General features: G+C 40.1%; 5 protein-coding genes. 4 read left to right on the top strand and 1 reads right to left on the bottom strand.

The genetic code is table 11. From position 1 onward, the window contains the following. Positions 1-212: 212 nt before the first annotated feature. Entirely contained in the window at positions 213-509 is a 297-nt protein-coding gene (gene trxA, locus Q1V93_RS07590) for a thioredoxin (RefSeq protein ID WP_300663383.1), read from the top strand. A 5-nt stretch (positions 510-514) separates the two neighbouring features. Continuing rightward, positions 515-1399, top strand: coding sequence for a retropepsin-like aspartic protease (locus tag Q1V93_RS07585; protein ID WP_300663382.1), 885 nt, complete (start codon positions 515-517; stop codon positions 1397-1399). Positions 1400-1681: 282 nt separating this feature from the next. Here Q1V93_RS07585 and Q1V93_RS07580 read toward each other — a convergent pair whose 3' ends face one another. After that, positions 1682-2308, bottom strand: a complete 627-nt coding sequence (locus tag Q1V93_RS07580; RefSeq protein ID WP_300663380.1) for an NAD(P)H-dependent oxidoreductase — start codon at positions 2306-2308, stop codon at positions 1682-1684. Between the two features lie 252 nt (positions 2309-2560). Here Q1V93_RS07580 and Q1V93_RS07575 point away from each other — a divergent pair, with 252 nt between their 5' ends. Together Q1V93_RS07575 and Q1V93_RS07570 are read left to right on the top strand one after the other, a co-directional pair. Next, positions 2561-3136 carry a pentapeptide repeat-containing protein gene (locus Q1V93_RS07575; protein WP_300663376.1) on the top strand — a complete coding sequence of 192 codons (576 nt, stop codon included), beginning with the start codon at positions 2561-2563 and terminating at the stop codon, positions 3134-3136. 134 nt (positions 3137-3270) lie between these two features. Further along, positions 3271-3696 carry an aegerolysin family protein gene (locus Q1V93_RS07570; RefSeq protein ID WP_300663374.1) on the top strand — a complete coding sequence of 142 codons (426 nt, stop codon included), beginning with the start codon at positions 3271-3273 and terminating at the stop codon, positions 3694-3696. Positions 3697-4011: the final 315 nt, after the last annotated feature.

Genomic DNA, 4011 nt, shown 5'->3' with positions numbered 1-4011 from the left:
CCGGAGTAAGAATACTGGTGCGAAAACACAAATAACGTTAATCGCCTTCTTTGTTTCTGAGAGATTCCGGGCGAAGTTGTAATTTTATGACTTGTTCCGTGGGAGGTGATTTTTTTAAGTCACGCAGAGTTTAATTTGTAGGTGTCTGCGTGAAAAAAATGATTACATCACCTCTGTTTCAGGATATACTATCATTTTAAAAGAAAAATACAATGGCTTCTTTTTCCGAGATAATCCATGCTGAAAAACCTGTTTTGGTAGACTTTTTCGCAACGTGGTGCGGACCTTGTCAGACGATGAAACCAATATTGGACGATTTGAAATCCAAATTGGGAAATACGGCTTCTGTTTTGAAAGTAGATGTGGATAAAAATCCGCATGCAGCAAGCAAATACCAAATCCGCAGTGTTCCGACGTTGATTCTGTTCAAGAAAGGAAAGATAGTCTGGAGACAATCGGGAGTTGTTCCGGCCAATCAACTGGCTCAGATCATTAAACAACATCAATAATCGTTATGAAGTTTTTTCTCCCCCTCGTTTTTGCCTGTTCATTTTTCGTTTCGTTTTCTCAATCAATCGTCCCTTTTGTGTTGGAAGACAACTGCATTTTCCTTTATTGTAAAGTCAACGAAACGGATAGTGTCAAATTCCTGTTCGATACCGGGGCGAATAGTTCGGTGATCAATACCAATTCGAATAAATTTCTTCCCTTGAAGATCGACGGGCAAACGGTAAATGAAGGATCAAACGGTGTCAACGAAGTCAGAACAAGCAGTAACAATCAAATTACTTTTTCCGGTGTTGTAAAGAGCAAGGTTACCTTGTCATTGATTGATTTCGGAACCAATGCTTTTGACGGGGTTTTCGGAACGGATTTGATGAACAAACACATTGTGGAGATCGATTACAACAAAGGTGTTCTGAAGTTTTATGAACCTGCAGGATTTCATGCAAACCTGGAAAGTTATGACAAAGTAAAAATTCATTTCGTGGATTCCTATCCGAGTATTCCGTGTTCGATCGTGGTTAAAGGGAAGCAGTATAAAGGCTTCTTCGGATTAGACTCGGGAGCAAATGATGCGTTAACGATTGCCTCACCGTATGAACGCAAACATCTTTTGAAGAATAAAACGGAACAGATTGCGCTTGCGTCCTTCCAGGGTTCTGATGGTTCTGTTTATGAGATGCCGATTGTTCTGGCACCGGAATTGAAAATAGGAGAGAAGTCCTTTTATGCCATTCCGATGAATCTTTCCAGTGCAACAGAAGGAATTGATGCGACGGAAAAGATGGCTGGTTTCTTCGGGAATAATTTCCTGAAGCGATTTAATACGGTTCTGGATCTTCCGAACGGGTTTATTTATTTCAAACCGAACGAATTGTTGTATTCACCTTTTTAGCAAAAACGATACGGATAGAAATCGATATCGGCTTGAGTTCAGTCGGAACAGTATCAAAAATACACCTTTAAAAACAGGTCGTTCCCAAAGGTTTAAACGATCGCTTTCCGATGGAATTGAGATTTACATCTTTGCGGTTAAAATGAGGTTGGATTTATAAACTGTTACTGCGTTAAGTACATAATTCCCACCATTAGTCACCAGCATTCCCGTACAAAACCAGGCAAAAAAAAGAGCCCTTTGGAGGCTCTTTCATGATTATACGGGTTGTTTACCGGTTTTTTAATTCAAGGTTACGATCAATTCCTCCAAAGGAATACGTACTTTTTTCTGCCCGACCAAAAAGTCTGATGCTTCATCGCGGTAGCCTAAAGCCAGCAAAACAACGGATTGCAATCCTTTTTCTTTTAGTCCCAGGACTTCGTCAAAAGCAGCATTATCAAAACCTTCCATCGGTGTACTGTCTACTTTCAGGTTTGCGGCAGCAATGATTGCCGTTCCCAAAGCGATGTAAGCTTGTCTTGCAGCCCAGTTTTTGATGAAATCTTCCGGCATGGAAGGCAAACCTGAAAGGTTTTCTTTGAAGCCCGCCAGTGTTTCAAGAGGAACATTCCGCGTATTTGCAATTAACGAGATGTATTCTTCCACGTGAGCCTGGGAAATGTGCGTGTAAGATGCGAAAACAAGCAGGTGAGAGGATTCGGCAACCTGAGGGTTGAATGAAGCAGCCTGAAGTTTTGCTTTCAATTCAGGATTGCTGATGGAAATCACTCTGAAGGGTTGAAGCCCGGCAGAAGTTGCTGTTAGATTGATTGCTTCCAGAATTTCCTGTACTTTTTCTTCTGAAACCTTTTGGCTTGTCATGTGTTTTGCGGCGTAGCGCCAATTCATTGTGTCAATTAAATTCATCGTAATCTGTTTTTGGCAAAATTACATTAGAATAGTTTCCAAAATACACTGATATACTATTTGAAACTAGTTTCCACAAGGGAACCACAGATTTTTTTTCGATTTCACAAGTTTTATTTCACATACTTTTCAACCGCTAAGCCTGTAAAAATCAGTTGGTAAATCTCTTTTTCACCGAATCGTTCTTGATTTCATTCCGTAAATTTGTTGAAATAAAAAACAGTAAAACGTTCAGTCTTAAAATTCGGTCAAATGAGCAACAAACTTCACGAGGGGAAAACATTCAGCAAGATTAATTACGCAAACAAACAACTGGTTAATAATGAGTTCAGCAATTGCAGATTTGCAGATTGTGATTTCTCGAAAGCCAATTTCAGCAACATTGATTTTGTGGACTGCGAGTTCGAAAGTTGTAATTTCTCGTTGACTGTTCTGAAATACGCCGGATTGAAAGATGTTCATTTCAAAGATTGCAAAGTGGTAGGTGTTGATTTCAGCTCCTGCAATGATTTTCTATTTTCTGTGAAGTTCACGGACTGCAATGTCGATTATGCGACTTTCCACTCAAAGCGCATGAAGAAAACCGTTTTCATGAATTCGGTGCTCAAAGAAGTTGATTTTTCAGAATGTGACCTCACGGAAGCAAAATTCCTGAATTGCGATCTGACCCGTACGATTTTCGACCGTAGTATTCTCGACAAGGCCGATTTCACGACTGCTGTTAACTTCGAGATTAACCCGGAAAGAAACCGCATTAAAAAAGCCGCTTTTTCGCATGCAGGATTGCTTGGATTGCTTTCCAAATACGATTTGATAATCAAGGATTAACCGAAACAGAGATTGAGCGGAGTTGAAAGCTCCGTTTCAGGTACAATTACCGGATCAAAAAACAGTTAATTATACTCATTCAGCTGTTATCTATTTGTTTCATCTTCGATTGTGAAAACAATAACAACAGACTTATGGCAAATCCACAATGGGTAGCAATTACGATTTACCCGAGCAATTTCGATGTAATCATTAAAGAATTAGACTTGTTTACGGGAAAGTTCTTCCAGGATGAAGCCGGAAAAGATCATGAAATCTCCTCGTCCGTCATCGAGGGTGTAAAAATTCCTTCGGGGAAAAGTTACACGATTTACTCCAGCGGAAAAAATGAGTTAAAAGATGGGACCGCCGGGAGTTTTGAATTGTACGGTGAAAATTCAGAACGTATCGGAATGTATTCCTGGGAATGCTTGTGGCGAAGTCTGAGAAATGTATCTGTATGGAAATCTTCCGTAGAAGAACCTTTAAAAAGAAAATATACCACCGAATTATCCGGAGGCGATATGACTTCCATATCGCTTGGAATGGTTTCACTGCAGGTAACTAGAATTCGGCATTAAGAAGCCGGGAGAATAGAATCTTTTTATGCAGCATCCTAACAGATGGACGGTGTAAGCATTTTTTCCTGCGGAGAATTCTCATAATGAAGAAAGAACGAAGGTGAGAGTGCGTTTTGAGGAAAGAAAACAGTACTAAACTGGTTTTTTGTAGCGAGACCGAGTCCAGATAGCAATCGGGATGAACTCGGGAAATGTTTTACGATAGATGTAGAAATAAAAAAAGGAAGCCAAACCAGCTTCCTTTTTTTGTAGCGAGACCGAGAGTTGAACTCGGGACCTCAGGGTTATGAATCCTGCGCTCTAACCAACTGAGCT

It is taken from the genome of Fluviicola sp. (assembly GCF_030151805.1).
Lineage (GTDB): Bacteria > Bacteroidota > Bacteroidia > Flavobacteriales_D > Crocinitomicaceae > Fluviicola.
Note: the sequence above shows the minus strand (reverse complement) of the source record. Positions and strands in the feature narration are given on the sequence as shown.